At 31.7% G+C, this 26929-nt stretch carries 26 protein-coding genes; all 26 read left to right on the forward strand.

The window, feature by feature from the left end:
* Positions 1 to 4 precede the first annotated feature (4 nt).
* Positions 5 to 772 carry a class I SAM-dependent methyltransferase gene (locus PBT89_RS04280; RefSeq protein WP_270063548.1) on the forward strand — a complete coding sequence of 256 codons (768 nt, stop codon included), beginning with the start codon at positions 5 to 7 and terminating at the stop codon, positions 770 to 772.
* A gap of 88 nt (positions 773 to 860) precedes the next feature.
* A complete protein-coding gene (locus PBT89_RS04285; RefSeq protein ID WP_270063549.1) occupies positions 861 to 1721 on the forward strand; it encodes an ABC transporter permease in 861 nt (286 codons plus the stop codon).
* Positions 1721 to 2980, forward strand: coding sequence for an ABC transporter ATP-binding protein (locus PBT89_RS04290; RefSeq protein ID WP_270063550.1), 1260 nt, complete (start codon positions 1721 to 1723; stop codon positions 2978 to 2980). Before PBT89_RS04285 ends, PBT89_RS04290 begins: the two co-directional genes overlap by 1 nt.
* Complete coding sequence (locus PBT89_RS04295) at positions 2967 to 4133, forward strand: polysaccharide pyruvyl transferase family protein (protein ID WP_270063551.1); 1167 nt, start codon at positions 2967 to 2969, stop codon at positions 4131 to 4133. Before PBT89_RS04290 ends, PBT89_RS04295 begins: the two co-directional genes overlap by 14 nt.
* A gap of 1 nt (position 4134) precedes the next feature.
* Positions 4135 to 5049, forward strand: a complete 915-nt coding sequence (locus PBT89_RS04300) for a glycosyltransferase family 2 protein (RefSeq protein ID WP_270063552.1) — start codon at positions 4135 to 4137, stop codon at positions 5047 to 5049.
* An 11-nt stretch (positions 5050 to 5060) separates the two neighbouring features.
* Positions 5061 to 5999, forward strand: a complete 939-nt coding sequence (locus tag PBT89_RS04305; protein WP_270063553.1) for a glycosyltransferase family 2 protein — start codon at positions 5061 to 5063, stop codon at positions 5997 to 5999.
* 5 nt (positions 6000 to 6004) lie between these two features.
* The gene (locus PBT89_RS04310) at positions 6005 to 6997 is read left to right on the forward strand and encodes a glycosyltransferase family 2 protein (protein WP_270063554.1); all 993 of its coding nucleotides are present in this window, start codon (positions 6005 to 6007) and stop codon (positions 6995 to 6997) included.
* A gap of 13 nt (positions 6998 to 7010) precedes the next feature.
* Entirely contained in the window at positions 7011 to 7778 is a 768-nt protein-coding gene (locus tag PBT89_RS04315) for a glycosyltransferase family 2 protein (protein ID WP_270063555.1), read from the forward strand.
* Positions 7757 to 8551, forward strand: coding sequence for a glycosyltransferase (locus PBT89_RS04320; RefSeq protein WP_270063556.1), 795 nt, complete (start codon positions 7757 to 7759; stop codon positions 8549 to 8551). Before PBT89_RS04315 ends, PBT89_RS04320 begins: the two co-directional genes overlap by 22 nt.
* A 9-nt stretch (positions 8552 to 8560) precedes the next feature.
* On the forward strand, positions 8561 to 9583 hold the full coding sequence (locus PBT89_RS04325; RefSeq protein ID WP_270063557.1) for a glycosyltransferase: 1023 nt from the start codon (positions 8561 to 8563) through the stop codon (positions 9581 to 9583).
* An 8-nt stretch (positions 9584 to 9591) separates the two neighbouring features.
* Positions 9592 to 10278, forward strand: a complete 687-nt coding sequence (locus PBT89_RS04330) for a sulfotransferase family 2 domain-containing protein (protein ID WP_270063558.1) — start codon at positions 9592 to 9594, stop codon at positions 10276 to 10278.
* Entirely contained in the window at positions 10278 to 11192 is a 915-nt protein-coding gene (locus PBT89_RS04335) for a glycosyltransferase (protein WP_270063559.1), read from the forward strand. The genes PBT89_RS04330 and PBT89_RS04335 overlap by 1 nt, the downstream gene beginning before the upstream one ends.
* Positions 11185 to 12258, forward strand: a complete 1074-nt coding sequence (locus PBT89_RS04340) for a glycosyltransferase family 2 protein (protein WP_270063560.1) — start codon at positions 11185 to 11187, stop codon at positions 12256 to 12258. Before PBT89_RS04335 ends, PBT89_RS04340 begins: the two co-directional genes overlap by 8 nt.
* Positions 12251 to 13396, forward strand: coding sequence for a glycosyltransferase (locus PBT89_RS04345; protein ID WP_270063561.1), 1146 nt, complete (start codon positions 12251 to 12253; stop codon positions 13394 to 13396). Before PBT89_RS04340 ends, PBT89_RS04345 begins: the two co-directional genes overlap by 8 nt.
* A 1-nt stretch (position 13397) precedes the next feature.
* The gene (locus tag PBT89_RS04350) at positions 13398 to 14213 is read left to right on the forward strand and encodes a polysaccharide pyruvyl transferase family protein (protein ID WP_270063562.1); all 816 of its coding nucleotides are present in this window, start codon (positions 13398 to 13400) and stop codon (positions 14211 to 14213) included.
* Between the two features lie 113 nt (positions 14214 to 14326).
* Entirely contained in the window at positions 14327 to 15481 is a 1155-nt protein-coding gene (locus PBT89_RS04355) for an acylneuraminate cytidylyltransferase (RefSeq protein WP_270063563.1), read from the forward strand.
* Positions 15478 to 16353 carry an N-acetylneuraminate synthase family protein gene (locus PBT89_RS04360; RefSeq protein ID WP_270063564.1) on the forward strand — a complete coding sequence of 292 codons (876 nt, stop codon included), beginning with the start codon at positions 15478 to 15480 and terminating at the stop codon, positions 16351 to 16353. Before PBT89_RS04355 ends, PBT89_RS04360 begins: the two co-directional genes overlap by 4 nt.
* The gene (locus PBT89_RS04365) at positions 16353 to 17750 is read left to right on the forward strand and encodes a UDP-glycosyltransferase (RefSeq protein WP_270063565.1); all 1398 of its coding nucleotides are present in this window, start codon (positions 16353 to 16355) and stop codon (positions 17748 to 17750) included. The genes PBT89_RS04360 and PBT89_RS04365 overlap by 1 nt, the downstream gene beginning before the upstream one ends.
* Positions 17750 to 18904, forward strand: coding sequence for a glycosyltransferase family 4 protein (locus tag PBT89_RS04370; RefSeq protein ID WP_270063566.1), 1155 nt, complete (start codon positions 17750 to 17752; stop codon positions 18902 to 18904). Before PBT89_RS04365 ends, PBT89_RS04370 begins: the two co-directional genes overlap by 1 nt.
* A complete protein-coding gene (locus tag PBT89_RS04375) occupies positions 18901 to 20436 on the forward strand; it encodes a glycosyltransferase family 2 protein (protein ID WP_270063567.1) in 1536 nt (511 codons plus the stop codon). The genes PBT89_RS04370 and PBT89_RS04375 overlap by 4 nt, the downstream gene beginning before the upstream one ends.
* Positions 20433 to 21419 carry a glycosyltransferase family 2 protein gene (locus PBT89_RS04380; RefSeq protein ID WP_270063568.1) on the forward strand — a complete coding sequence of 329 codons (987 nt, stop codon included), beginning with the start codon at positions 20433 to 20435 and terminating at the stop codon, positions 21417 to 21419. The genes PBT89_RS04375 and PBT89_RS04380 overlap by 4 nt, the downstream gene beginning before the upstream one ends.
* An 8-nt stretch (positions 21420 to 21427) precedes the next feature.
* Positions 21428 to 22540, forward strand: a complete 1113-nt coding sequence (locus tag PBT89_RS04385) for a glycosyltransferase family 4 protein (RefSeq protein ID WP_270063569.1) — start codon at positions 21428 to 21430, stop codon at positions 22538 to 22540.
* On the forward strand, positions 22537 to 23595 hold the full coding sequence (locus PBT89_RS04390) for a glycosyltransferase family 4 protein (protein WP_270063570.1): 1059 nt from the start codon (positions 22537 to 22539) through the stop codon (positions 23593 to 23595). The genes PBT89_RS04385 and PBT89_RS04390 overlap by 4 nt, the downstream gene beginning before the upstream one ends.
* Complete coding sequence (locus PBT89_RS04395; RefSeq protein WP_270063571.1) at positions 23586 to 24950, forward strand: O-antigen ligase family protein; 1365 nt, start codon at positions 23586 to 23588, stop codon at positions 24948 to 24950. Before PBT89_RS04390 ends, PBT89_RS04395 begins: the two co-directional genes overlap by 10 nt.
* A 37-nt stretch (positions 24951 to 24987) precedes the next feature.
* Complete coding sequence (locus tag PBT89_RS04400) at positions 24988 to 25929, forward strand: glycosyltransferase family 4 protein (protein WP_270063572.1); 942 nt, start codon at positions 24988 to 24990, stop codon at positions 25927 to 25929.
* Positions 25919 to 26926, forward strand: a complete 1008-nt coding sequence (locus PBT89_RS04405; RefSeq protein WP_270063573.1) for a glycosyltransferase family 4 protein — start codon at positions 25919 to 25921, stop codon at positions 26924 to 26926. The genes PBT89_RS04400 and PBT89_RS04405 overlap by 11 nt, the downstream gene beginning before the upstream one ends.
* Positions 26927 to 26929: the final 3 nt, after the last annotated feature.

Raw genomic sequence — 26929 nt, forward strand, 5'->3', positions numbered from 1 at the left:
TATTATGAAAGCGAGAACCAGAGAAGAAATAAATCAGACCGAAAGAGATTATTGGAATCAGAATAAATTGGACAGAACTAAAATTAAGAAGCTAAGAAGGCATGCTTTTTTTTATTCCTACAAGCGAGAGAGAAAGATTATCAATAAACTACTTTTGGATTTTAATGATAAGGATGTGTTAGAAATTGGTTCTTATACCTGGGCGGCCTGGTTTGATAAATCCACCAGACCTAAAAGTTTAACCTGTATAAATATTTCAGAAAAGGAATTAGAGAATGGTAAAAAGCACGCAACTTCGAGAGATTTTCCAATAAACCATTATTTGATGGATGCAAATGATTTATCTTTTGCAGATGAATCTTTTGATATTGTGTTTGGGGGAGCAATACTTCATCATTTGGATATCGAGAAATCAATAACCCATATTCATAGAGTATTAAAGCCTGGCGGTAAGATTATTTTTTTGGAACCCTTAAATATGAATCCAATATATAAGATTTACAGAAAAATGAATCCGCAAGAAAGAACACCAGATGAACACGCTTTGGTTTCAAAAGACATTAAAATAATAAAAGAGAAATTTACATTTAATCATTATTTTTTTGACTTTTTCACTGTAATGTTTGGAGTCATTTCTCTAAAAATTTATGGTGATAAAAACTACGATAACTGGATAAATAAATTGGCGTCTAACTTAGATATTTTTATTTCAAAAATTCCTTTTTTTTATGTGCTCTTCGCCAGAGTCATCCTTTACGGTAATAAAAAATAGCAATAAATTTTAAGTTGAAATAGAATTCAAATTATTAGAAAATAGCGAGAATAATAAATCAAAAAGCTGCAAATCCTCCAAAGAGTTTATGAATTCCATAGAAGATAACTGGTTATATGAAATTAGTCCCAAAAGGAAGCTAATCGACCTTAATTTCCAAGAGATTTGGCGATATAGGGATCTGTTGATTTTGTTCGTAAAGCGTGATATCACAACGGTTTATAAGCAAACTATACTTGGGCCGCTTTGGTTCTTTATTCAGCCTCTATTTACTTCTGTAATATATACGTTGGTGTTCAATAATATCGCAAGTATATCTACAGGCAGCGTTCCTAATTTTTTATTCAATCTTACAGGAATTACAGCATGGAATTATTTCAATCAATGCTTTACCAGTACATCGAACACATTCAACCAAAATGCAGCCCTTTTTGGTAAAGTGTATTTTCCTCGGGTTATTGTTCCTCTTAGTAAAGTAATTGCTGGATTAGTAAAATTTGGAATTCAGTTATTAATTCTGATAGTTTTCTATATTTATTATATTTATCAAGGCAGCTCGGTAACACCGAATGCTAATATCATTCTATTTCCGGTATATGTGATATTAATGGCTTTTATGGGTTTAGGATTTGGGATGATTATTTCAGCAATGACAACTAAATATCGTGATCTTACCGTACTTATCGGTTTTGCGACTTCTTTGTTAGTTTATATTTCAGCGGTACCTTATCCTTTGAGTCAGGTAGAAGAAAAAATGCCAGACATTGCATGGATTGTTCGTTTAAATCCACTAACTCAGATTATAGAAGGATTTCGATATATGATATTAGATGAAGGTATTTTTAACCTAGGATCTTTCTTATACACTATAGGAATTAGTCTAGCTTTATTTCTTATTGGGTTAATTACCTTTAATAGAACTGAAAAGAATTTTATAGATACCGTATAATGAGTGTCATTTTAAAAGCAGAAAATATTTCAAAACAGTATCGATTGGGTACGGTTGGTACAGGCACTATAAGCCATGATTTTAATCGATGGTGGCATCAAATAAGAGGGAAAGAAGATCCTTATCTGAAGGTAGGAGCGGTAAACGATCGATCTGCAAAAGCAAATGAAGATTATGTATGGGCGCTTCGAGATATTAATTTTGAAGTAAAAACAGGTGAGGTTTTAGGTATTATTGGTAAAAACGGTGCCGGAAAATCTACTTTATTAAAATTACTTTCTAGAGTAACTTCTCCCACTACTGGAAGCATAAAAACAAAAGGACGCATTGCCTCATTGCTTGAAGTTGGAACGGGTTTTCATCCAGAACTCACCGGTCGGGAAAACATATATCTCAATGGTGCTATTCTAGGAATGACAAAGCCGGAAATACGTGCGAAAATAGACGAAATTATTGCTTTTTCTGGTTGCGAAATGTATATTGATACTCCCGTAAAAAGATACAGTAGCGGAATGCGTGTTCGTTTAGGTTTTGCAGTAGCAGCGCATCTAGAACCTGAAATATTAGTAGTCGATGAGGTATTAGCCGTGGGTGATGCCGAATTTCAAAAAAAAGCTATTGGCAAAATGCAAGATCTATCTACAGGCGAGGGAAGAACTGTGCTTTTTGTAAGTCATAATATGGCTAGTGTTCAAAATCTATGTACACGAGGTATAGTTTTGGAGAATGGGGAAACTTTTTTTGAGGGAAGTATAGGAGAAGCTATCAATAATTACCTGTCATCAAAGGATCAAAAATTTAGATTTAATATTTCTGGAAAAGTTAAAAAGTCAGATAAAATAAGCATCCAAAATCTTCGAATTTTAAATGAATTTAATACAGAAATAGAAACAATTTTATCGGGAGAAACGCTTTATTTTGAAATTAAATTGAATGCATCTGAAAATCTAAATTCATTGCACCTTGGGTTGGGAGTTTATAGTAATGAAGAAATCCCTCAGTTTCATTGTTCAACAGAAACTTTGAATCAACCTTACTTTAATATTAAAAAAGGAGAAAGCAGTGTCTACTTAAAAATACCTAAATGGCCCTTAGCTTCAGGAAGCTATTATCTTAATATTTATTTGAGATACGAAGATGAAACTATCGATTATATAAAAGAGGCAATTTGGATAAAATCTGAAAAAGGCGATTTTTATAACACCGGTTTTTTACCAAGCTGGAATAAAGGTTTTATGATTGGATATGAGTGGAAATAAAAAGATAATCCATTTTCTATCGGCATCAGATAGAATAAACTACGGAGATTTATTATTTCCAATAATTTTTAAAAAGATGCTGAAGATCTATAATATTGAAGCAGAATTTTATAATTATGGGATTGTAAAAAGTGACCTTTCACATTTTGGTGCATTACCAACTAAATCTTATAAAAAATTTCAAGAAGAAGTTAATAAGAACAAAGGTAACATAGTTGTTGGTGGGGGGGAAGTTTTCTTTGCGAATTGGAGAACGCTTTATTCATTCATAAATCCTTATTATGCACATCTTTTAAAATTTGAAATTTTTAAAAAATTAGATGAAAAGATTAATTTTCCTAAACGATTATTATCTAAAGACTCTTCAATGAGTCCATTTGTACCATTGAAAAACAATTCAAAACTTTTTTTTAGTTCAGTCGGTGGTCGTTTTTATGGAAAAACAGATAATAATAAATATATCGCTAATTTATTAGAGGAAGCAGATTTTATAAGTGTAAGAGACAAACGAACTAAAAACTCACTTAAAGAATATAATGTGGATTCTATCTTAGTGCCAGATTCTGCTATTCTAATGTCAGATTTATTTTCAATTGAATTTTTAAAAAGTAAAACTTCTTCAAATTTAATATTTGATAATAAAGATTACTTGTTATTGCAAGTAGGAATAAATAAAGGACCAGAAAATTTGAAAGATTTTGCATCACAAATTTTAAAACAAGCAACAAAACTAAAATTAGAAATCATCTTATGTCCTATTGGTATGGCTCCAAATCATGAAGATCACAAGATATTAAATGAAATGGCGAAAATATCTGATAGTTTCAATTTGGTCATACCTAAAGGTATTTATGAAATAATGTACTTAATTGCGAGATCTAAAATTTTTGTAGGAACAAGTCTTCATGGAATCATAACAGCTCAAAGTTTTAATAGACCTTTCGTAGCACTTAATCGAAAAGTAGTAAAATCAAAAGTTTATATATCTACTTGGATGCCCGCTTATCAAGATTACAATTTAGACTTTACTGAAATTAATAAATTATCAACCCTAATGAATAAATGGAGCTCAAATGCTCTAGTGCGATATACTAGAGAGCAGAAATTAATGGTTAGTAAGAATTTGACTTTAATTTTTTCAAATTTAATTTAAATTGAAAGAGCCTAAATTTTATATCATCATTGTTACTTACAATGGTCTAAAATGGATTGATAAATGCTTGCATTCATGTGGTGATTTTCCTGTAGTTGTAGTCGATAACAATAGTTCGGATAATACAATAGATTTTATTAAAAATAATTATTCGGATGTTCATCTTTTAGAACAAAATAGAAATTTAGGTTTTGGGCAAGCTAATAATATAGGAATTGAGTATGCTATTAATCATGGTGCAGATTATGTTTTCTTATTAAATCAGGACGCTTATTTAATAGAAGATTGTTTAGAAAAATTAATAAAAATCAGTAAGGACAAATTTGAATATGGAATTTTAAGTCCGTTCCATTATAAAAAAAGTTTTACAGGATTAGATGCAAATTTTTCAATGTTTATGTCAAGATATAATATTTCCAGGGATTATATTTTCGATGCAAATGAGAGCAAGATAAAAGATATCTATTCAATTCCCTTTGTAAATGCTGCCGGTTGGCTTATACCTAAAAGAACACTCAAAAAAGTAGGCTATTTTGATTCGCTATTTTTTCATTATGGAGAGGATCGAAATTATTGCCAAAGAGTTTTGTATCATAATATGAAAATTGGAATTGTTCCTAAGGCTAAAATGATTCATGATCGTGAATTTAGAGAGGTTAAACCCGTATTGAAATATTCAGATGACTATTATGAAGAATATATAAGATATGCTAAAGTCGAATGGGCTGATATAAACTTAAAAAACTTTGATAGTAAATTTTCATTGCAATTAAAACAAATTAGACTAAGCTATTTTAAATTACTTTTCAAATTGAAATTTCGAAAAGCAAAAGAGAATTTTTCTAAATATAGAATTCTAAAAGGACTGTATACATCCTTAAAAAATAGTAGGAATAGAAATTCAATTAAAATTTAATAATTAAGTTCATGCATCCACATCTTGTTTCTATCATTATCCCTACATATAACCGATCTCATTTAATAGGAGAAACTCTTGATTCTATATTTTTTCAAACCTACATTAATTGGGAATGTATTGTAGTAGACGATGGATCTACGGATTATACTGCTGAGTTATTAGATTTTTATATTAAAAAAGATAGTCGGTTTAAGTTTTATAGAAGAACAAACGATTATTTACCTGGAGGGAATGGAGCTAGAAATTATGGTTTGAATCTTGCTAATGGAGATTATATTATTTTTTTTGATAGTGATGATCTAATGACAGAAGATCATATTGAAGTTAAACTCAATGCTATAATTAGTCATAAAGTTGATTATGTAATAGCAAAAACCAAATTTTTAAATTCTACAGACAAAAGTATGGATCGTTATTATAAATTTGATGAATATGAAGTAACTCCCCATAACTATATAATTCAAAGAATAAATTGGCTAACGCTTGACATTATTGTAAAAAAAGAATTAGCTAAATCAATTTCGTTCAATGAAAATCTAAGAACAGGGCAAGAATATAATTATTACTGTAAATTGGTAGTTAGTTCTCAAAGTTGTTTTATTCTTGATAATTATCTTAGTTTAAGAAGAAGACATGAAATATCCAAACAAGGTTTATTAAAACAAGACAAAAAAGCTGAAACAGAAAGTGCAATATTGAAATCTTGGTTTACTTATTTAGATTTAGAATCTAAAATGAGTATTACAACGAAACGAAAGGTTTTATTCAATATTCTGGATTTATGTTATTTATCAGGTAAAACATTAGTGCCGGATAAATCTTTCTTTCTTGATAGTTTGAATGAAAATTTCAAAAATGGCGCCTTGAAATATAGATTAATGATCTATTTCAAAAAATATTTAGGAAGAGGATATTTTTTTAGACAAAAATTTAAAACACAATTATAGAATAAGTGGTTGATTCAAAATTAGTCTCCATAATTATTCCAACCTATAATCGGGCTCATTTTATTGGAGAAACTTTGGAATCTGTTATTGAGCAAACCTATCAAAATTGGGAATGTATCGTAGTAAATGATGGTTCCAACGATTATACTGATGAGCTAATGGAATTTTATCGCGTAAAAGATTCCAGGATTCAATATCATCATCGTCCCGATAATAAGCCAAAAGGAGCCAATGCCTGTAGGAACTATGGTTTCGAACTTAGTAAAGGGGAATATATTAATTGGTTTGATAGTGATGATCTGATGATACCCCAATTTATTGAAAAAAAAATTTCTCCTTTACATATTTCTTCTTTTCAATTCTCAATTTGTGGATGTCGCGTAATAAATGACAAGAAAAGAAATCCCTATAATAGTATACGGAATAAAAATTTTAGTTTATTTAAGGAAATAATACTATTTAGAAATATAATAGTTACTAATTCAATTCTTTTCAGAAGATCCTATTTCGAAGAAAAAAAACTTTTTGATGAGACGATTGCCAGAGGGCAGGAAACCGAGTTTTTTTGTAGATTATTTTATAAAGAAAAAAAAGAAAATTATATAATTATTGATGAACCGTTATTTGACTATCGAATACATCCAAACTCAATAACTGGAAAAAATAGCATAAATTATGTTCCACATTATCGAGCATCTCAATTTAAAATTGCAAAACAAAATTTTAAAAGATCAATAGAAATTAAAGATAATTATCTTATTGCACTCAATACCTCATTAATTTTTAAATACTATAAAGATAGCTTGTTAAATAAGGATAAAAGCTTAAGTCTGGAAGGGTATCAATGGATTAAATCACAGCTCTTTTTATGTAATAAACTATACTTTTTCGAATTTGTAACTTTAGGTCGAATTTTAATGCTTTTAAATTTGAGTAGTTATACTTTTGAAAAGAAGTGGAGAGATGTTTTAAAAAAATCCTACCGAGAGTTAATTTAAAACACTTCTGAAATTGATAAAGAATATATTAAAAAAATTGCAGGTTGTTTTTAATTTGTTTTTTCTGAAAACTTTCTGTCGTAATTTTCGTTATAAAATTGAGAATCCTAAAACATATCCAGTTGTTATTATAAGTTTTAATCAATTTTTTTACCTAAAGAAATTAATTGACTTTTTAAAAAAAACGAAATATGAAAATATTGTAATTATAGATAATGCTTCTACGTATCCTGAATTACTACGGTATTTAGAATTTCTTAAAAAAGATAAATCTGTAAGAATTCATAGATTGAATAAAAATTATGGGCATTTAGTATTTTGGAAGAAAAAGGAGTTTAGGATGTTTTATGGTCAAGGATATCATGTTGTAACAGACCCAGACATTGTACCTATAAGTTCTTGTCCGGATGATTTTTTAGCTATTTTTAAAGCCAAATTGGATAAGCATACTGAAGTTTCTAAAGTTGGTTTTAGTTTGTCTCTGGAAGATATACCTGATGCCAACCCCTTAAAAATTAAAATTCTCAATTGGGAAAAACAATTTTGGCATAAAAAAACACAAGACGGAGATTATTTAGCAGAAATTGATACAACTTTTGCTCTTTATAGACCTTATGATCAGAAATTGGAAAAAAATTTCTTTACTGCAATTAGGACAGGATATCCTTTAATAGCTAGACACGGTGGTTGGTATATTGATGCAGAAAACTTGAGTGTGGAGCAGCAGTATTATTTTAAAACTTCTAACAATTCAAATACATGGAAGATAAAATCTCTATAGCAATTAGAAATAAGAACGAAGCCAAAGATTTAGAGTTTTTATTATTCAATCTTACCGATAGATATTCTGACACCATAGATGAAATTATAGTTATAGATAACGAATCTACAGACGAAAGTGAAAAAATAACTGAAAAATATGGTGCACGTTTCGAAACCATAAAAAACTTTTCTTATGGTGGGAGTGCAAATTTTGCAGCTGAAAAGGCTAAAGGCGATATTGTAGTAATATTTAGTGCACATTCTTATCCTGTTAGTCCGGAATTCTTTGATGTTATAAAAGAAAAATTCGATGCCAATAAAAGATTGGCTGGTGTTAGATGCTTGCATACCCCAAACGATTATCGAAATTATATTCTTAGCATCGATGCTGAAAAGGACCCTAATAAATCGGGCTTAATTTTTACAGGTTCAGCATTCAGAAAAAGTGTTTGGCAACAAATTCCATTCAACGATAAAGTACCCACTTTTGAAGATAAAGACTGGACAAAAAGAGTACTAAAAAAGGGATACCAAATAGAATTTGCTCCTGTAGTATTTGCTTACGAAGTAAGGAGAACGAAGGCACAGTCTTATTTTCGAAGAAAAAATGATTTGTTAGGAAATTATCAAATATGGCATAAAGAAGTAAAAATGAGACAGGCCTTTAATAGCATTGTTGGTACATTCTTAAACGGATCTAAGAACTTATTTATAGACACTTTTTATGCCATTAAATTCTTATTCTTTGTTTTGAAGTTTAAGATAAAAAAGCCTGAAAAATTTAAATATTAGTTTCATCTCATGCGGAAAGGAAATAATCCCAATAAAGATAAAGTTACCTCTGATGACAAGTTTATGCATCAGATCATTATCCCGGTTTATATCCCTAATCAAAAAGATTATTTTAAAGATGCTTTTAAAATCTTCAAAAAGTGTCTTCAATCGATATTAGAAACGGTAGATTTTGAGTACACCTATATTTCTATTATAAATAATGGGAGTTGTAGTGAAGTTGAAAAATACCTTTTAATTTTAAAAGAAAAAGGTGAAATTCAAGAGCTTGTAAATACTTCTAATATAGGGAAATTAAATGCAATTTATAAAGGTGTAGTAGGTCATAATTTTGATTTAATTACAATTGCAGATGCCGACACGATGTTTTTGTCTGGTTGGCAACAGGAAACTATTCGTGTTTTTAATGCTTTTCCAAAGGCCGGTACAGTTGGTATTGTACCTCAATTTAATATGTACGCTAATTTTTGCACCAATGTGATATTCGATAATTTTCTACAAAAAAGAATGCAATTTTTTAAGGTAGCGGAACCAACGAAAATGCAAAAATTTTATCAGAGTATTGGGTGGAATATGAAAGAAGATCATTATTATTTACAGTATATTTTGGGTATTGAAAAAGGTGAAGTAAAAGCCTGTATCGGTTCCAGTCATTTTGTGGCAACCTATAGAAAAGAAATTTTAAACTTAATAAAAAAATATGTTCCTTCGAAAATGGGCCAGAATAGTGAACGTTTATTAGATATTGCTGCATTAAATATGGACTTATGGAAACTGACCACCTTTAAAAATTACGCCTACCATATGGGGAACGTTTATGAGGACTGGATGGATGAAGTTAGTTTTTTAAAAAAGAGAGTTGAAATCCAATCAAACGGTCTAAAAAAAAATAACACTTCAAAATTGAGTTTCTTAGTTAAGAATAGGATCTTTAAAAAACTATTGCGGATCAAGATTGTAAATGATACTTTTTTTAAATATAAAGGGTTGCCTAAAAATGTTTTACTAAAATATGGTAGAACTTATTATTAAATAATAATATGATTTCTCATAAACATAAATGTATTTTTATCCATATACCTAAATGCGCAGGGATTAGTATCACCAAATTTTTATTAGGAGAAGGTGAGTCTATAGCTTGGAACAAGGCAAATTATGATGTGTTATATGGTTGGTGTCCCAGGAATAAAACTTTTTTGCAACATGCACCTGCAAAATTTTTAGTCGAAAAAGGCTTAATTACAGAAAATCAATGGAGCGACTATTATAAGTTTACATTTGTTCGAAATCCGTGGGATCGAGTTATATCCGATTATTTTTGGTTGCAGAAAGATCAAAATATAAAAGGTAATCTAAAAGAGTATTTATGCCGAGAAAAAGAATTTCAGCCAACCTTAACTCAGAAAGGAGTTTTAAAATATAGAGGAGATCATTTATATCCTCAAACTTCATTTTTCGACATCGAAGGCGAATATAAGTTAGATTTTGTAGGACGTTTTGAATCTTTAGAAAGTGATTTAGAAATTTTACTTAAAAATCTAAAAATTGAAGATGATTTTACACTTCATCTTAATAAACGCAAGAAAAAAAGAAAACATTATTCAAGGTTTTTTACAGAATCCAATAAGAACCGTGTAGAAGAACTATTTCGAAAGGATATTGATTTGCTTAATTATTCTTTCGAAGATAAAAGAAAAGGTTTTTCAAAACTATATAAATATCTTTAATGAAGTCTAAAATTATCGTTAGTGTTTTTATGCTTACTTATAATCAAGAAAATATGATTGCACAAGCTATAGAAGGAGTTTTGTGCCAAAAAACTAATTTTAGGTTTCAGTTGATAATAGGCGAGGATGGAAGTACTGACGATACGTTAAACATCTGTAAAAATTATCAGAGAAAATTTGGAGACGTCATTAAATTAATAAGCCGGGATAAAAATATTGGACTAATTAAAAATTTTATCGAAACTGCTAAGCATTTGACTGGAAAATATGTAGCGATTTGTGATGGAGACGACTACTGGACAGATGATTATAAATTACAAAAACAAGTCGATTTATTAGAAAATCATGATGATTATTCGATAGTATTTGGTAAATGTAGAAGATTATATTCGAATGGGAAACTTATTGAAAAATCCAGAACATTAAAAAGGAATAGTTTTGATTTTACTGATTTAGTAATGGAGAACTTTATTCCTTCCGTTACAGTTTTATTTAAAAATTCAGCCATTTTGAATAATCTGCCATCTTGGTTCTCAAGATTACCTTATGGAGATTGGCCTTTATATCTTTATACAGTTGTGGGTGGAAAGAAAATCTATTTTTTGGATGAATATCTTGCGGTTTATAGAGTCGAGGTAGGGCAATCTTTTAAGTTGAGAAAAAAGTTAAGCACTTTATTTAATACCGATTTATTTATTTTAGAAAATTTAAATGAAGAACAAGGTTTTGAAAAATGGGATGAACATTTTCAGAAATCTATTATAAACAAGAAGAAGTCTTTAATTCTAGCTTACAATCGGGAGGGAGATTACATAAAAGCCTTTCAAGAATATTTTAAATTGATTTTGTTTAACAGAAAAATTAAATTTACCAAAATGTATTTTTATTCCTTAATGAAATCTTTTAATGCTTAGCCTTGTTTTAACATACCGTGATCGGGATTTAAAAATCGTAAAGCGTTGTTTAGAATCCTTAAAAGTTCAAAAAGATCAAGATTTTAAAATTTTTCTGATGAATTATGGAAGCTCAGAAAACTATACAGCAGAGCTGGAAAAGCTTTTAAAATTATACGATTTTATAGAATATATTTTTGTGCCCACCTACGGGCAATTATGGAATAAAAGTAGAGCCATTAACATTGCTTTGAAAAGATGTGATACATTGCTTTTATGCGTAGCCGATATCGACCTATTATTTCATCCACATTTTGTTGAGAAATCAAAACAACTCCATAAAGAAATAGGAATCGTTTATTTTAAAACAGGATTTCTCGATAAAGAAACTACCCAGAAAAACCTAAATTTCAATAAAGCCTCTATCTCGTTTAGTAGCAATAAAGAAGTTACCGGTATTACTGTATACAAAACGGAAATTTTAAAAAAAATAAACGGTTACGACGAGTTTTATCATGGTTGGGGTGCCGAGGATACCGATGTGCATTTACGATTGAAAAATGCCGGATATTCGGTGCATTTCTACGATCGTGAAATTTTGGTAAAACACCAATGGCATCTAAAACAGTACCGGAGTAAAAAAAGCAACTATCCTTTCCATACCAATCTCGAAAAAATTAATCATAAGTATATGCTGTTGCAATATCAGCATAAAATTACCCGAGCTAATGGCGAGTTTGAATGGGGCAAAATGCCTGATACAGCAAAATGGAAGGATTTACAAAGACCGATACACAAATTCGAAATCAGTTCCGAATGTTTTCAATTCGATGCTTTTATGGTCGGAATTTTTTCAGGATTAAAAGAAGCTTCTGAAATTAAAATTACTGCCGATACTCGTTCAAAATCAGTCAAAAATCAGATAAAAAAAATTAGCGGTAAAAAACATATACAAACCTATTCGCTAGAAAGTATCAATAATAGGCTTTTAGAAGCAATAATTCAGCATCATCGCTTAGCTCTTTATCGTTATAATATCGATTGGGAAAAAGAAGCGATACTATTAAAAATAGTACCCAATGCCTAACAAAAAGAAAATACTAATGGTGGCGATGCCCAGTTTGCATTTTTTTAGGTGGGTGGATCAGCTAAAAGATAGCGATTTTGACGTGTATTGGTTTGATATTACTGGAGCCGGAAATAAAATAGAACGTATTAACTGGGTACACCAAATTACCAAATGGAAGATGCGATGGGATTTTCCGGGTCGGATTTTCATAAAATCGAAATTTCCAAGCCTATATCGATACTTACAAAAAATTAATGAACGCCGTATTTCTTCAGAGTTTGAAAAAACAATTGCTGAAATCAAACCCGATTTTGTACATAGTTTTGCTTTATATGTAGCTTGTACGCCTATTTTATCGGTTATGAAGAAATATGATCAGTTGAAATGGATATACAGTTCTTGGGGGAGCGATCTATTTTATTTTCAAAATAAAACTGATTATTTAGCCGATATAAAGGAGGTACTCAAGCGTGTAAATTATTTAATAACCGATTGTAAGCGAGATTTTACAATAGCCGAAAAGCATGGTTTCAAAGGACAATTTTTAGGAGTTTTTCCCGGTGGTGGCGGATTTAAATTAGAAGAGATAAATACCTATAAAAAATCAAAAGAAGATAGAAATATAATTTTAATTAAAGGCTATCAAGGCAGGTCGGGAAGAGCAATACCGGTTTTAAAAGCTATTTTAAAATTAAAAGTAGAATTTCAACCGTATCAAATTGTTGTTTTTGGAGCCGATCCGGAGGTTTTTCAATGGGTAAACCAAAAAGACTTAAAAAATTGGAATAATTTCAAGATTTTAGGGAAAATATCTCATCAACAGGTTTTAAAGTTAATGGGTAAATCCAAAATCTATATTGGCAATAGTAATTCTGACGGAATGCCCAATACATTATTAGAAGCCATTTGTTTAGATGTATTCCCAATCCAGTCCAATCCCGGAGGTGTAACTGCCGAAATTATTGAACACGGTAAAAATGGATTTCTGATTTCTGATTGTAATGATATTGAAGAAATTTTTTCTTTGTTGAAGCAAACAATTATTGAAGAAGTTTCTAATTACCCTAAATTTAATGATGAATCTTTAAAACAGTCATTAGATTTTTATACTATAAAAAAACATATTATAAAAACGTATAACTCTTTATTAAATTAATATGCCAAATAAAGTCCGACTTTTTTGGTGGAACGAGCGTAAAATTCAACATAAAGCTAAAGAGAATTATGGCGATATGTTGGGGAAATATCTGATTGAAAAAATATCAGGTAAGAACGTTGAATTTGCCTGGCCAAAAAAGTGGAGTTATAAGGATTATTTTTCCCCAATCTATGTGACTGTAGGCAGTATTTTAACTCACATAAATAAAAAATGTATTGTTTGGGGAAGTGGTATTATTAATAAAACAGATCCTGTAAAAGAGGCTACTTTTTTAGCAGTAAGAGGGCCACAAACTCGGAAATTTTTAATAGAAAAAGGATATCAGGTTCCCGAAGTATATGGCGATCCGGCCATTTTACTGCCTGATTTTTATACACCTGAAATACCTAAAGCCTATACGTTGGGTATTATTCCACATTATAATGATTATAAAACGGCTAAAAAATTACTGAAAGGAGTGCCAGGCATAATTGTGATAGACTTTATGACCAATGATGTGGAAAAAACTACTTGCGAAATTTTAGCCTGTGAGCGTATTGTATCCTCTTCTTTGCATGGTCTTATTGTGAGCCATGCGTATGGAATACCGGCAGTTTGGCAAAAATTTTCAGACAAAGTATTTGGTGACGATATTAAATATCAAGATTATATGGAATCCGTTAAAATTCCTTTCTATAAACCCGAAATTCGACAAACTCCGTATACATTTTCAGAATTAGAAATGTTATTTATCAATTATCCTAGCTTACCGAATGCGCAAATAATGAAAAATCTCAAGGAAGGTTTAATCGAAGTTTGTCCTTTTGAAAAATAAAAAAGTACTACTCGTCGTCGAAAACCGATCAATTATGGAGTAATTTGAGCATTCATCGAAATTAATTTATGAGGAATTTATAAATAGTATATTAGCATTTAATTAACAAATTAATGAAGGCAGTAGGTTTTATTCCATTACGAAAAGGCTCTAAAGGTATTCCCGGTAAAAATAAGCGTAAAATGCTTGGCAGACCTTTATTTTGTTGGGTCTTAACCGAAGCTATATTTTCGAAACTAGATGAGGTAATTGTATTTACTGACGATACTGAAGTTATTGAATTTATCGAAAATCAGTTTCAGTGGTCTTCAAAAGTAAAAGCAATTTTTCGTCCCGAAAATACGGCTACCGATACGGCTTCTACCGAAATGGCAATATTAAATTATTGTGAGTCTGTACACTATAATTTTGATGTGTTCTGTTTATTGCAAGCTACTTCCCCGTTTACAAAAGCGGATGCCATTAACAACGGAATATCAAAAATTGAAGAAGGAGCCGATGCTTCATTAAGCGTAGTGAAAACCCATCGTTTTATCTGGAATCATAACGGTAAATCGTTGAATTATGATTATAAAACTCGACCAAGAAGGCAAGATTTCGAAGGCTTGTTAGTTGAAAATGGTGCGATATATTGTACCACTAAAAAAGCCCTTCAGACTAGCAAAAATCGAATAAGTGGAAACATAGTTCCGTTTGAAATGCCAGAAGTTTCCTATACTGAAATTGATAGCGAAGCCGATTGGATAAGTGTTGAAAATCTTTTGGCAACCGAATTAAAGAAACTGAAAACGAATCAAAAACTCACGCATTTAGTGTTAGATGTAGATGGTGTGTTTACTGATGGAAAAGTGTTATTTTCTGAAAATGGAGAATTAGCGAAATCTTTCGATATGCGCGATGGTATGGGCTTAGAAATTTTGCGTCAACACCAAGTAAAAGTAATGGTAATGACATCAGAAAATTCTGCTTTGGTTGCTGCAAGAATGAAAAAACTCAAAATCGATACCGTGTTTTTAGGAGCAAAAGATAAATTCGGATTGCTTCAAGATTATTGCTTGAAAAATGATTTAGAGATGAGCAGTTTAGCGTACGTAGGAGACGATGTTAACGATATGGCTAATATGTGCCGTGTAGGTTGGTCTTTTGCTCCCGCAAATGCTATGGATGAAATTAAACGAATTGCCGACGTAAATTTGGCAAAAAAATCAGGAGAGGGTGCTATTCGAGAAGTAGCTCAATTTATACAAAAATACAATACTAGATTTTGAATACTTATAAAAAACCTTACGTAATCGCCGAAATTGGATGTAACCACAAAGGCGATATGGAAATTGCAAAAGAGCTAATTAAGGTAGCCAAAATATTTTGCAAAGTAGATGCTGTAAAATTTCAGAAACGTAATAATAAAGAGTTACTAACTGAAAGTCAGTACAACGCGCCACACCCTAATCCGGTAAATGCATATGGCGATACGTATGGGGAACATCGTGAGTTTTTAGAATTTTCAGTAGCACAACATCAAGAATTGAAATCTTTTTGTGAAGAAATGGAAATTACCTATGCTACTTCAGTTTGGGATCTAACCTCAGCTCAAGAAATTGCCAGCTTGCAACCTGATTTTATTAAAATTCCTTCGGCTTGTAATAATCATTATGAGATGTTGAATTGGTTGTGCGAAAATTATTCCGGCGAAATTCATATTTCTACAGGAATGACTACTAAAAACGAAATAGGATATTTAGTTGACTTTTTCACTGAAAAGGGGAGAAATAAAGATTTAGTAATTTATAATTGTACTTCTGGCTATCCGGTTCCTTTTGATGATGTATGTCTGTTAGAAATTTCAAGAATGAAACAACTTTATGAAGATAAAGTAAAGCATATCGGGTTTTCTGGTCATCATTTAGGAATTGCTGTAGATGTAGCCGCGTTTACCTTAGGAGCCAATGTGGTGGAACGACATTATACGTTAGATAGAACTTGGAAGGGAACCGATCATGCGGCTTCGTTAGAACCTTCGGGGATGCGTAAATTAAAACGAGATTTAAGTGCCGTTTACCAGTCCTTAACCTTTAAAGAAAAAGATATTTTAGATATAGAAGCGGTTCAGCGTGAGAAATTGAAATTCAGAAAAAATTAATGGCTAAAAAAAAAGTTTTTGTTTTTTTACCGGATGGTGTCGGCTTACGTAATTTCGCGTATACTAATTTTAATGATTTCGGTGAGGAATTAGGAATGGATGTAGTGTATTGGAATAATAGTGTTTTTCCATTACACGAAAAATTAGGACTACAGGAAGTTAAAATAGCATCCGATAATTTACATCCATTAACACCTATTTATTCCAGAGCGCGAAAACGAATAGAGCTTAATTTATGGCAAAAAGAATTTAAAGATTCGGTTTATAAAACCTATAAATTCCCTTTTCAATATCATACCACCAAAAAAGCCACTCGCAGCATAGTAACCAAGCTTTTAATTGCTACACATAATTCTCGAAAAGGATTAGGTGCAATTAAAGAGAAAATAGCAAAATTAGAACGTAAAAATTCTAAATATCACTATTGCAAAGCACAATTAGAAGCGCATCAACCTGATTTAGTTTTATGTACAACGCAGCGAGCTACTCAAGCAATAAGCGCATTATTAGCTGCTAAAGATTTAGGAATTCCAACGGCTACATTTATTTATAGTTGGGATAATGTGCCTAAAGCGATGTTAGTGGTAGAAAGCGATTATTATTTTGTGTGGAGCGATTTGATGAAAGCTGAAATGCTAAAATATTATCCTTATCTGAAAGATCATCAGGTTATTGTGACCGGTACGCCACAATTTGAACCTCATTTTGATCCAAATCGGATTACACCTAAGGCTAAATTTTTTGCAGAATATGATCTAGATGAAACCAAAAAATATATTTGTTTTTCAGGAGATGATACAACTACGTCACCTTTAGATCAATATTATTTAGAAGATTTGGCCAGTGCAGTACAAAATCTTAATAAAGCGGGCTATAATTTAGGAATCATTTTTAGAAAAGCACCGGTAGATCATACGGGGAGGTATCAAGAAATTATAGAAAAGTATAAACAGGAAATTACGGAAATAGCCCCGGCCTGGAAAGCAATGGGAAAACAATGGAATACTATTCTTCCTGAACCTTACGATTTTTCATTGTTAGCAACAGTTTGTGAACATTCAGAACTTGTGGTGAATATTTGTTCTTCTATGGTTTTCGATTTTGCAATACATAATAAACCTTGCATCTATATTAATTATGAACAACCGCAATTGCAAAGCGGAATTCGAGATATCGGTCAAAATTATAAATATGTACATTTTAGATCGATGCCTTCTGAACATGCAGTAGCTTGGGCAACTTCAAAAGAAAGTTTACAAGCTACTTTAGAAAATGTATTAAAGAATCCGAAACCTATTGTAGCTCAGGTACTAAAATGGTTTACAGTGGTGGCCGGTAAACATCCGAAAACTTCCTCTTTAGAGATTTGGGAAACTATAAAAAATATTTTGAACTAATGCATATAGGTTTTCTAACTCCCGAATATCCACACCCAAAAATAAGTCACTCCGGTGGTTTAGGAAGTAGTTTGCAAAATTTGGTACTGTCTTTACAAGCACAAGCGGTAACTATTAGTGTTTTTGTATATGGTCAAAAAGAGGATGCCGATTTTGAAGAAAACGGGATTCATTTTTATTGCATTAAACAGAAAACCTTTAAAATCGGCGGATTCTATCTATATCGAAAATATATAAATAAAAAACTAAATTATTGGATCCAAAATACCAAGATAGACTTATTAGAAGTTCCGGATTGGACAGGGATTACAGCTTTCATGAACTTTTCAGTTCCAGTAATAATGCGGTTTCATGGTAGTGATACTTATTTTTGTCACTTAGAAAATAGATCTCAAAAATTCAAAAACCGATTTTTTGAACAGCAAGCGGTAACTAATGCAAACGCTTTTATTGCACCTACTACTTTTGCCGGTAATGTTTCAAAAGAACAGTTTCTTATTAAAAATAAAACTGTAAAAACCATTCATTATGGATTGAATTTGGAAAAATTCAATAATGAAAATCCAGAGCAATTTGAGGCATTTACAATTTTATATTTAGGCACGTTAATTCGTAAAAAGGGCGTTTTAGAATTGCCTGATATTTTTGAAAAGGTTCAGCAAAAATATCCAAAAGCAATATTACTATTGATAGGTGGCGATAGTACAGATATCAAAACCGGAAGTACATCAACCTGGGCGTTACTTCAGCAAAAGGTAAAAGAAAAACAACTTTCCGGAATTCAGTATTTAGGCAAAATGCCCTATTCTGACGTAAAAAAGCATATTAAAAAAGCGCATGTTTGTGTTTTTCCATCCTATGCAGAAACTTTAGGGATGGTATCTATAGAATCTATGGCTTTACAAAAAGCAGTGGTAAATACTAATATTGGTTGGGCTAAAGAAATAATAACTCATGGAGAAGATGGGCTTATGGCACATCCATCAAATCATGAAGCTTTTGCAGAAGCGATAAAGCAAATTTTTGACGGGGATGATTTAAGAGAAAAACTTCAAAAAAATGCGCGATTAAAAGTTGAAGCAAATTTTGATATTCAGCAAAAAGCAATTGAAAATATTGAATTTTATAAGGAAATTTTAGCTACACAAAAATGATTAAGTTCGTTCATCGACATAGCGCAAAAATAGTAGCCATTTATAAAGATGCTAAGCCATTAGAAGGGTATGCTGATGAGGTAGTAACAGCTTTTTGGGCAGTAGCCAACGATTATCCCGATCAATGGATTTGTTGGCTGGAAGAAGAGCAAGTTCATAATTTTAATGAACTGGTTTTTTCAGAAATTTTTCATCACAAATTAATCATGGCTTCTTGTGCGGTTAAAACCAGTTTTTTTAATAAAGACATTGGTTATGTCGATCAATTTCCGTTTGCAGTTGTTAATAGATCCGTAAATTACCCAACTTGGTTAATGAGTAGCGACATGGGAGCCATACATGCTACTGTAGTATTGAAATTTCAAAAAAACTTTAGTAGATTTTCTGATTTTGAATATTTATTAAATGCAATAGCAAAATTAGGGCAGCATAACGGACTTTTTTGCTATCATTCGCCCCAATTAGCCATAAAAAGAAGCGAAAATATAAATTATAAAGCTGTTGAAGCCGATTTATTTTCGTTTACATGTCAGTTGTATAAAAAAATAAGAGCGGTTATCTTGTTTTTGTGTTTTATGCAATACAAGAAGAAATACCCTTTTAAATCATTCATTTTTAATTGTTTTAAGCTGAATTTTTTTGCTACTGAAATTGATTTTTCTGATATCTCAATTGAATCTTCTAAGCCGAAAACGGATCATTCAATAGATGTGATAATTCCAACAATAGGTCGCCCTAAACATTTATTGAATGTTTTAAAAGATGTAAAGAAGCAAAGCTTGCTTCCTCAAAAAGTTATTGTAGTAGAGCAAAATCCGGATGTAGGGAGTACAAGCGATTTTGATTTTGCTGCGGAAGATTGGCCGTTTGAAATTCAGCATATTTTTACCCATCAAACTGGAGCTTGTAATGCTCGGAATTTAGCCTTAGAAGAAGTAACAGCAAGTTGGGTGTTTTTTTGTGATGATGATATTCGATTTAAGAGTAACATCATACATGAAGCTTTTATCTGCGTAGACCAATTTGGAGTAGGAGCATTAAACTTGAATTGTAAACAAGAAAACGAAAAGAATACCTATTTTAAAGTAAAACAATGGGCGAGCTTTGGTTCAGGTACCAGTTTTGTTTATTCAGAAAAGCTTAAAAGCCTATCTTTTGATATCGCTTTAGAATATGGTTATGGAGAAGATAAAGATTTTGGGATGCAATTGCGCAATCAAGGTGTTGATATTATCTATCATCCGGAAATTGAAATTATTCATCTTAAAGCACCAATGGGAGGTTTTAGGACTAAAACTACTAAACCTTGGGAGCAAACAAAACCAATTCCCAAACCCTCACCTACAGTAATGACGTATATTCAAAAGAATTATACGGTAGAACAGCAAAGAGGATATCAGCTTATTTTATGGTTTAAATTTTATAAATCGCAAAAAATAAAAAATCCATTTAAGTATAAAAGGATTATGCAAAAACGCTGGGCAGTAAGCGAGCGTTGGGCCGCTAAATTGCAGCAAAATAGAAGATCATGAAGTTTGGTTTAATAATATGTACTTTTGAAAGAGCAACGGCTTTACTTCGGGTGTTAGATTCAGTAAAAGCCCAAGCGGTATATCCTAATCAAATTCTTATAATAGATGGATCGCTGACTCACAATACTAAGGAAGCATTACAAGCGTATTCTATTCCAAACTTAGACTATTATTATGTTCAAGAAAAGCATCGTGGTTTAACCAGGCAGCGAAATTTTGGAATAGCAAAACTTTCTTCTGAACTAGATATTGCTTTTTTTCTTGATGATGATGTGGACTTAGTGTCTGATTATTTTGAAAATATATTGGATACTTACAAAAACTATCCAGATGCTTTAGGAGTCGGAGGCTATATATTAGATGATTCTATTAATTGGCAGAAAGCTGAAAATGGCCCTGTTTTATATGATGAATATGAATTTGACGGTTGGAAACGAAAATTAGGGAGTCGAAATGTTTTAAGAAAAAAACTAAATTTATTAAGCGATTGTGCACCTGGTATTATGCCGGCGTTTTCTAATGGTTTTTCAATAGGTTTTTTACCGCCTAGCGGAAAAACCTATTCTGTTGAATTTTTTATAGGCTGCGCAATGTCTTTCCGAATTAGTAAAGTTAAAAATATAAAATTTTCAAATTATTTTGAAGGTTATGGCTTGTATGAAGATATGGAGTATTGCCTGCGAGTTTCTAAATTAGGGCAATTATATGTAAATACCTCAGCACGTCTGTATCATTATCACGATCCCGATGGGCGGCCGAATCAATTTAGATATGGCAAAATGGTTATTGAAAATGGCTGGCATGTTTGGCGAACTAAATATGAAAAGCCATCGCTAAAAGCGAGGCTAAAGTGGTATAAAATTGCGTATTTATTAACTTTTGTGCGATTATCAAATGTATTTTCTACCTCTAAAAGGCAGGAAGCATTTACTGAATTTTTGGGTAGAATGCGCGCATTGTTGGCAACACCATTTAAACACTAATTTTGCTGATGAAATTTGTTGTAATCACTCATGTTGTTCATAAAAAAGTCGGATCTAATTTTCAGGCTTATGCTCCGTATGTGTTGGAAATGAATAGATGGTTCAACTATGTTGATGCGGTAAAAATAGTAGCTCCTGCAAATATTGATTACGCATCTAAGATCGCAGCCGCCTACCAACATAAACAACTAGATTTTGTAGAAGTTCCGCAATTTTCGTTGCTTTCAGTACGGAGTGTTTTCACAACGCTATTGAAATTACCCATTATAAGCTATACTATTTGGAAATCGATGAAGTGGGCCGACCATATTCATTTACGGTGTCCGGGTAATATGGGATTATTAGGAAGTATGATACAAGTTTTTTTTCCTTCAAAAGCTAAAACCGTAAAATATGCAGGAAATTGGGATCCAAATTCAAAGCAACCTTGGAGTTATAAATTGCAAAAGTGGATAATTTCGAATACTTTTCTAAGCAAGAATATGAAAGTGTTGGTTTATGGAGATTGGCCAGAACAAACTAAAAATATCAAATCGTTTTTTACGGCTTCATTTTCTGAAAATGAATGTGTGCATATAGATGATAAAATCATCGAAAATCAAGTTAGATTTATTTTTGTTGGAAGTTTGGTTGAGGGTAAAAGACCTCTAGAAGCTATTAAAATTGTACAAAGTTTAAAGCTAAAAGGGATAAATGCTGTATTAGAATTGTATGGTGAAGGATCTTTAAAAGAAAGTTTGCAAAGTTATATTATTGAAAATAATCTCTCCGATATTATTAAACTGTGCGGAGTAATTCCACTTGAACTTTTGAAAAGAAAATATCAGGAAGCTCATTTTTCGATTTTACCTTCAAAAAGTGAAGGTTGGCCTAAAGCTGTCGCTGAAGCTATGTTCTTTAATTGTGTTCCTATTGCTACTCCTGTATCTTGTGTGCCGTGGATGCTCAATTATGGCAAAAGAGGAATAGTTATGGATCAAAATTTCGATAAAAATATTGCAAAAATTGATGGGGTAATAAAAGATCCTCTAGTCTATAATGATATGGCTAAAGAAGCAGGAGATTGGTCAAGAACGTATACTTTAGAATATTTCGAAGCTGAAATATATAAACTTTTATGAGGGTATTGCAGATAATAGATTCTTTAGATGCAGGGGGAGCTGAGCGTATGGCTGTCAATTTTTACAATGCCCTAAGTAATGTAGAAAACATAACCTCATTTTTAGTGGTGACCAGAAAGGAGGGGATTTTAAAGAAAGAGTTAAAGACTTCTTCAAATTATCTATTTTTAGAAAGGAAAAGAGTAATTGATATCAAAGCTATTTATGCTCTTATGAAATTTGTTAGAGCAAAAAATATAACTCACATTCATGCGCATGGCAGCTCTTATTTTATTTCGAGTTTGTTGAAGATTGCAATTCCGCGTCTAATTCTTATTTGGCATGATCATTATGGTAACAGTGAATTTCTTAACGAAAGGCGCTATTCAGTTTTAAAATTATGCAGCTTTCAATTTGATGGCATAATTGCAGTAAATAAAAAATTGGCAGATTGGAATAGCAAAAAATTAAATTGCACCAATTGTATCCAAATAAATAATTTTGTTCAACTTGCTGAAAATACAGTTGAAAACGTGAATTTGGAAGGAAACCAAAAAGTAAAATTGATTTGTGTAGCAAACTTTAGACCTCAAAAAAATCATCTATTTTTACTTAATGTTTTTGCTAAACTGAGCGATAAGGATCTAAGTCTACACCTTTTTGGTAAGCACTTTAATGATGAATACGGTAATAGGATTTTAGAGCGGGTAGAGAAGATGACTAATGTTTTTTATTATGGTCCAAAGTCCATTAATAGGGAAATACTAAATCAAGCTTCCATAGGTATTTTAGTTTCGAAATCAGAAGGCTTACCACTAGTTCTATTGGAGTATGCTGAAGCTGAATTAGCTGTTATTTGTACAGATGTAGGGGAGTGTAGAGCCGTTGTTGAAGATACTGGAATAATAATTAATTCTGGGAATGAAGATGACTTGCTGGAGGCCATTAATTCATATGCCGAAGATAGTACAAAGCTAAATAGCAATGCATTAGAATTTCATCAATTAGCGAAAAGAAAATTTGGTGCTGAAGAAATTATAAAACAATCAATTGAGTTCTATAAAAGATGCAGTTGACGATAGATCAAAATAGAAAAGAATACTTTCGACTTTTGCTGCTCCATGTGGCTATAGCATTTGCAATATATTTATATAGACCTATCTCTGTACTTATTTGCCATGGGATGTTATTATTTTGGTTAATTTATATTCTTCAGAAAAAGAATAAAAATAACGAAGCTTTAATGGCAGCAGCCTATGTTGCAGGAAGCGAAGTGTATTTTAGAATGACTGCCGGTATGATATTTTATGAAACCGGAAAATATATGGTTGTGGTTTACATCCTTATAGGTATGTTTTTTAAAGGAACATCTTCTAAAACAGTACCCTATTGGTTTTTTATTCTTATGATGGTACCTGGTATATTGGTTTCAGCAATTAATATAAGCTATGGTGCTGAGTTTAGGAAGTTAGTTGCATTTAATTTAAGTGGTCCGGTTTGTCTAGGTGTCGTGGCAATCTATTGCTATTACAAAAAAATTAAAAAAGCAGATTTTGAAAAGGTAATTTTAATGTTGCTCTTACCGCTAATTTCAAATATGCTTTATTTATACCTGTATACACCTTCTTTAAAAGAATCACTCATAAATGTCTCCGCGAATTATTCAGCAACGGGAGGATATGGTCCTAATCAAATTTCGACTATTTTCGGAATGGGTTTCTTTCTTATTTCAACCCGACTTTTTCTGGTTAGGGACAAATTAATAAATCTTGTGGATTTTGTTTTGCTTGGTTTGATGGCCTATCGTGCAATAGTTACGTTTTCTAGGGGTGGTGTTGTTACTGGCGTAATTTGTATCAGCACATTTGTGCTATTCTTTTATTATAAACAAAATGCAAAAACTAGATCAAGTATTTTCAAGAAAATATTATTTATAGCAGTTGCAGGACTGGCAGTATGGTCATTTACGTTAGTTAAGACTTCTGGGTTAATAGGGAATCGATATACAAATAGAGATGCCTCAGGTAAGTTAAAAGAAGATATTACGACCGGAAGATCAGAATTAATAGAAACCGAATTACATGCATTCATTAATCATCCAATTCTAGGAATTGGAGTAGGGAAAGGGAAAGAATATCGCGAGGATCAATTAGGTATTATTATAGCAACGCATAACGAAATTAGCCGAATGCTATCAGAACAGGGTATTCTTGGTCTTATTAGTTTGTTGATTTTAATTTTTGTTCCTGTTGTATTTTGGTTTAAATTCGAAAACAATTATTATTTTTTAGCGTTTTTAGCCTTTTGGTTCTTAACAATTAACCATTCGGCCATGCGAATTGCTCTGCCGGCTTTCGTATATGGCCTGGCATTACTTTATATAGTAGATGACAAAAAAGATCCTATACATAGGAAACGACTTGCGCGTTAATAGTTTTACAGCTACCTATATCTCCTTCTTAAGTAAAATGCTTAGGTTAGAAGGATTTAAGGTAAAAACTGCATCGGCTAAACGCAACAAGGCTGTACGTCTAATAGAGATGCTTGGTTTAATTATTAGATTTCATAAATCTACAGATCTTGTACTTATCGATACTTATGGAGCTACTAATTTTTACTATGCTTATTTAGTAGGAAGATTTTGCCAATTTTTTGATATACCGTATATTCCTATCCTACACGGTGGGAATCTTCCTGAACGATTGGATAAAGATCCTAAATTCAGTAAAAATTTATTTGGCAATGCTTATCAAAACATTGCGCCTTCAAATTTTCTTAAAAATGAATTTGAGCAAAGAAATATTAATCGAATCTACCTTATTCCCAATTCTATAGATTTAAAAAATTATCCTTTTAAACCTCGTACAGTTTTTAGACCAAGATTGTTATGGGTGCGGCGCTTTCAGTATCGCTATGATCCAAAAATGGCTCTAAATGTTTTGGAACTTTTAGCTGAAAATTATGAGGATGCCGAGTTGTGTATGGTTGGCCCCGAGAAAGATGGCAGCATGCAGGATTGTAAGCGGCTGGCAAAGAAGAAGAATCTTAATGTTAAGTTTACCGGTAAGCTAAAAAAAGTAGAATGGGCAGAATTATCTAAAGATTACGATTTTTTCATCAATACTACTACTATTGATAACACGCCAATTAGTGTTATTGAATCTATGAGTTTAGGTTTGCCCATAATCTCAACAAATGTAGGTGGAATGCCCAATTTAATTAATCATAATGAAGATGGTATTTTAGTTCCCTCAGGAGATGCAGAAAAAATGGCTTCAGAAATAGCTAAGATCATAGAATACCCAAAAAGAGGAGAATCTTTGGCTTTAAATGCACGGAGTAAGGCCGAATCTTTCGATTGGCAAATGATAAGGAAAGACTGGTTAGAGGTTATTAATAATGGCTGCTAAAAAAATTCTTTATATAGGAAATAAACTAGCGAATCTTGGACGTACGCCAACTTCGGCTGATATTTTACCTGGATTATTCGAAAAAGAGGGCTATGTAGTATATTCATTTTCAGTAAAAGAGAATAAAATTTTACGTCTGCTAGACATGCTCAAAAGTGTACTTGTTTTGAGCAATAAGGTAGATTGGATCATTATAGATGTGTACAGCACACAAAATTTTTGGTACGCCTATTTGTGCGGAAAGCTTAGTAAAGCGAAAGGAGTTCATTATATAAATATTTTACATGGCGGAAATCTGGAGAGAAGACTACGCAAAAATTTCTTGTCGTTTTTCCACAACGCTAAATACAATATCGCGCCATCCGAATTTTTTTATTCAAAATTTTCGGCTGTAGGATTAACGAATTTGAAGTTTATTCCAAATTCAATAAAACTAGATGAATATAATTTTAAAGAACGTCATCAATTTGGGCCAAAAATAATTTGGGTACGATCTTTTGCTGAAATTTATAATCCACTATTGGCGATTCAGCTACTCGAGTTATTAGTACAGAAATACGGTAAATCAGCGCTTTACATGGTTGGTCCTGACAAAGATGGTAGCCTTCTGAAATGTAAAAATTATGCTGAAAAAAATAAATTACCAGTTCATTTTAAAGGTAAGCTTGATAAAAAAATATGGCATAAACTCGCTGAAGAATGCGATATTTTCTTGAATACCTCTACTTTAGATAATACACCCGTAAGTATTGTAGAAGCTATGGCGCTAGGTTTACCAGTGCTAAGTTCTAAAGTTGGTGGGATTCCATACCTGATTGAAGATGGTAAAGATGGAATTTTATTTGAAAGTAATAATCTTAAAGATTTGGCAGATAAAACTTTTAAATTATTAGATAAGCAGTTAGATGCGAATACTATAGCGAAGAATGCTAGAAAGAAAGTTGAAAAATTTGATTGGGAAAATGTAAAAGATCAGTGGAACGATTTACTGACTTAAAAG

This window comes from Zunongwangia sp. HRR-M8 (genome assembly GCF_027594405.1).
GTDB lineage: Bacteria > Bacteroidota > Bacteroidia > Flavobacteriales > Flavobacteriaceae > Zunongwangia.

Excerpts from the sequence above, each read along its gene's own strand:
- PBT89_RS04280 (WP_270063548.1), top strand. The coding sequence starts at position 5 with ATGAAAGCGAGAACCAGAGAAGAAATAAATCAGACCGAAAGAGATTAT.
- PBT89_RS04285 (WP_270063549.1), top strand. The coding sequence starts at position 861 with ATGAATTCCATAGAAGATAACTGGTTATATGAAATTAGTCCCAAAAGG.
- PBT89_RS04290 (WP_270063550.1), top strand. The coding sequence starts at position 1,721 with ATGAGTGTCATTTTAAAAGCAGAAAATATTTCAAAACAGTATCGATTG.
- PBT89_RS04295 (WP_270063551.1), top strand. The coding sequence starts at position 2,967 with ATGAGTGGAAATAAAAAGATAATCCATTTTCTATCGGCATCAGATAGA.
- PBT89_RS04305 (WP_270063553.1), top strand. The coding sequence starts at position 5,061 with ATGCATCCACATCTTGTTTCTATCATTATCCCTACATATAACCGATCT.
- PBT89_RS04320 (WP_270063556.1), top strand. The coding sequence starts at position 7,757 with ATGGAAGATAAAATCTCTATAGCAATTAGAAATAAGAACGAAGCCAAA.
- PBT89_RS04325 (WP_270063557.1), top strand. The coding sequence starts at position 8,561 with ATGCGGAAAGGAAATAATCCCAATAAAGATAAAGTTACCTCTGATGAC.
- PBT89_RS04330 (WP_270063558.1), top strand. The coding sequence starts at position 9,592 with ATGATTTCTCATAAACATAAATGTATTTTTATCCATATACCTAAATGC.
- PBT89_RS04335 (WP_270063559.1), top strand. The coding sequence starts at position 10,278 with ATGAAGTCTAAAATTATCGTTAGTGTTTTTATGCTTACTTATAATCAA.
- PBT89_RS04340 (WP_270063560.1), top strand. The coding sequence starts at position 11,185 with ATGCTTAGCCTTGTTTTAACATACCGTGATCGGGATTTAAAAATCGTA.
- PBT89_RS04345 (WP_270063561.1), top strand. The coding sequence starts at position 12,251 with ATGCCTAACAAAAAGAAAATACTAATGGTGGCGATGCCCAGTTTGCAT.
- PBT89_RS04350 (WP_270063562.1), top strand. The coding sequence starts at position 13,398 with ATGCCAAATAAAGTCCGACTTTTTTGGTGGAACGAGCGTAAAATTCAA.
- PBT89_RS04355 (WP_270063563.1), top strand. The coding sequence starts at position 14,327 with ATGAAGGCAGTAGGTTTTATTCCATTACGAAAAGGCTCTAAAGGTATT.
- PBT89_RS04365 (WP_270063565.1), top strand. The coding sequence starts at position 16,353 with ATGGCTAAAAAAAAAGTTTTTGTTTTTTTACCGGATGGTGTCGGCTTA.
- PBT89_RS04370 (WP_270063566.1), top strand. The coding sequence starts at position 17,750 with ATGCATATAGGTTTTCTAACTCCCGAATATCCACACCCAAAAATAAGT.
- PBT89_RS04375 (WP_270063567.1), top strand. The coding sequence starts at position 18,901 with ATGATTAAGTTCGTTCATCGACATAGCGCAAAAATAGTAGCCATTTAT.
- PBT89_RS04380 (WP_270063568.1), top strand. The coding sequence starts at position 20,433 with ATGAAGTTTGGTTTAATAATATGTACTTTTGAAAGAGCAACGGCTTTA.
- PBT89_RS04385 (WP_270063569.1), top strand. The coding sequence starts at position 21,428 with ATGAAATTTGTTGTAATCACTCATGTTGTTCATAAAAAAGTCGGATCT.
- PBT89_RS04390 (WP_270063570.1), top strand. The coding sequence starts at position 22,537 with ATGAGGGTATTGCAGATAATAGATTCTTTAGATGCAGGGGGAGCTGAG.
- PBT89_RS04395 (WP_270063571.1), top strand. The coding sequence starts at position 23,586 with ATGCAGTTGACGATAGATCAAAATAGAAAAGAATACTTTCGACTTTTG.
- PBT89_RS04400 (WP_270063572.1), top strand. The coding sequence starts at position 24,988 with ATGCTTAGGTTAGAAGGATTTAAGGTAAAAACTGCATCGGCTAAACGC.
- PBT89_RS04405 (WP_270063573.1), top strand. The coding sequence starts at position 25,919 with ATGGCTGCTAAAAAAATTCTTTATATAGGAAATAAACTAGCGAATCTT.